Source organism: Mycobacterium persicum (assembly GCF_002086675.1).
Taxonomy (GTDB): domain Bacteria; phylum Actinomycetota; class Actinomycetes; order Mycobacteriales; family Mycobacteriaceae; genus Mycobacterium; species Mycobacterium persicum.
In genome coordinates this window covers 1-2,416 of sequence record NZ_MVIF01000206.1, presented here as the reverse complement: position 1 = coordinate 2,416, position 2,416 = coordinate 1, and the positions used below count along the sequence as shown (strand labels likewise).

At 72.1% G+C, this 2,416-nt stretch carries 2 protein-coding genes; both read right to left on the bottom strand.

Annotation, left to right across the window (positions count from 1 at the left end):
- The coding region (locus BST40_RS27785) for a PE family protein (RefSeq protein ID WP_142276846.1) at positions 1-619 on the bottom strand (619 nt) is incomplete at its 3' end.
- Positions 620-1,336: 717 nt separating this feature from the next.
- The coding region (locus BST40_RS27780) for a PE family protein (RefSeq protein ID WP_208618943.1) at positions 1,337-2,416 on the bottom strand (1,080 nt) is incomplete at its 5' end.

The window sequence follows — 2,416 nt, the reverse complement described above, 5'->3', positions numbered from 1 at the left end:
CCGTTGATGGCCCGCCGACGCCACCGGTGCCACCGGTGCCCCACAGTCCGCCGATCCCGCCGGCCCCGCCGCCCGCGCCAACCCCGGTCGATGAGGCTCCGCCGGCACCACCGGTTCCGCCGTTGCCGAACAGGATGCCACCGGCCCCGCCGTTACCGCCGGCTTGGTTGGGGCCGCCGGATCCGCCGGCCCCGCCGTTGCCGAACAGGATGCCGCCGTCTCCGCCGTTTGCCCCGGTGCCCGGGGCGCCGTTGGCGCCGTTGCCGATCAGCGGGCGCCCGAAAACCGCCTGAGTGGGTGCGTTGAGCAGGTCCAGGAGCGACTGCAGCGGCGACGCGCTGGCGGCCTCGACGCTGGCATACGCGCCCGCGCCCGCGGTCAGCGCCTGCACGAACTGGGCGTGAAAGACCTCCGCCTGGGCGCTCAGCGCCTGATAGACCTGCGCGTGCGCCCCAAACAACGCCGCGATGGCCGCCGACACCTCGTCGGCACCGGCCGCCAGTATCGCTGTAGTCGGGGCCGCCGCGACGGCGCTGGCCTCGCTGAGTGCCGAACCGATATTCGTCAGATCTGTCGCCGCCGCGCCCACGATCTCCGGTGCCACCACCACATACGACATCGCTGTCCTCCTACCCGGCCATCGCCAGCACGTGTCGGAAGACAACAGCGTCGCGCGCAGTCGATCGTGCCTGTTAGGGCATTTCGACCTCTGTTTGTGCGACAGTGGGCCCGGCTTTCGCCACCGTTTCGCGGGCCGGCCGGGCCGCGCACAACAACACCACCGCCACTACGAGAGCGGTCGTGGGGCTATGCCCCGGTATGGGGAGATGGAAATCGCGTGCTGGTGCGGTTGGGTCGGTGGTCGGCGCCGCCGAGTGCGCGCTGGTGGCGCCGAGTGTGTGCTGGTGGCGCCGAGCGTGCCATCAGGGTGGCCGATCGCGGCGGTTACCGCCCTACATACACAGTCAAAGCCGTCACTGCACACTCGATGCGACGGCATGACAGCCGATTCGGTGAGCACGTGAAACATCCCCCGATCACCCACCATCACAAGCGGTTTGAGCGACGGTGCGGTATCGGCGCGCGGAAAACAATGCCGAGGTGTGCCGAAAACGGAGCGTGGTCACGATGAATTTCCGAGTGAGGCGGTTAGTGCCGGCAAATTGCCGAGCGGTTCCGTGGTAGCCGCGAGATGGTGGGACGGGCGCAGACGTCATAAGCCCCTATCACGCCCAGAGCAATTGCCTGCCAACATGATTCAGCGCCTTGGGTGGCCAGGCGGTAGCGAAATTATCCTTAGCCGCGGCCAACGCCGCAGCTGGGCCGGCCTATCGGGCTAGAGCCCGGGTTGCCCAGGCTCGCCGAACAGCAGCCCGCCGGAGCCGGGGTTGCCTGGGGTGCCGGAGAGCAGTGTCGCGGCGTTGCCGCCGTTGCCGCCGTTGCCGATCAGCTGCGCATTGCCGCCGTTACCGCCGATACCGATGCCGACGCCGTTCGGTCCGGGGACCCCGACGTTGCCACCGCTGCCGCCGTTGCCGATCAGCGCGGCCTGACCGCCGTTGCCGCCGTTACCGCCCTCGCCGCCGCCGCCGAAGCTTTCGAAGCCGGCACCGCCGGTGCCGCCGGCCCCGCCGTTACCGAACAGCCTCCCACCGGTCCCGCCGGCGCCGCCGTTGCCGCCCGTGGCGGTGGCACCGGCGACGGTGTCGGCGAAGGCGGCACCACCGATGCCACCGACTCCGCCGATGCCGAATAGCGTGCCGCCGCTCCCGCCGGCACCGCCGGCGCCGCCCGTGGCGGTGGCGCCGGTCGTATCGACGTAGCCGAGCCCACCGGTGCCGCCGGCGCCGCCGATGCCGAACAGGCCGGCGTCCCCGCCGTTACCACCCTGACCTCCGCTGATGAACAACGGCGAGTTGGTAAGGCTGCCTGCTCCGCCGGCTCCGCCGTCACCGCCGGCACCAAAGATCAGGCCGCCGCGACCGCCGGCGCCGCCGGACCCGCCGAATCCACCTCCGGCAGATCCCACCCCGCCGACGCCACCGGTACCGCCCGAGCCGAACAACCCGGCGTGGCCACCCGTACCGCCGGACCCGCCGATGCTCTCCACGGAGCTTCCGCCGGCCCCCCCGGTGCCACCGGTGCCGCCGAACAACCCGGCGTTGCCGCCGTTGCCCCCGGACCCACCGGCTGCGGCGCCACCCAGCCCGCCGGCGCCGCCACCGCCGCCATTGCCCAGGAGCCAGCCGCCGGCTCCGCCCTGGCCGCCGTTCCCACCGCCGAACTGCAACCCTGCGCTGCCCACACCGCCGACGCCGCCGACGCCGCCGTTGCCGATCAGTCCGGCGCTGCCGCCGTTGCCGCCCGTCAAGGGGCTGGGCATCGCCCCCGGCGCACGTCCACCGGGGAAACGCTG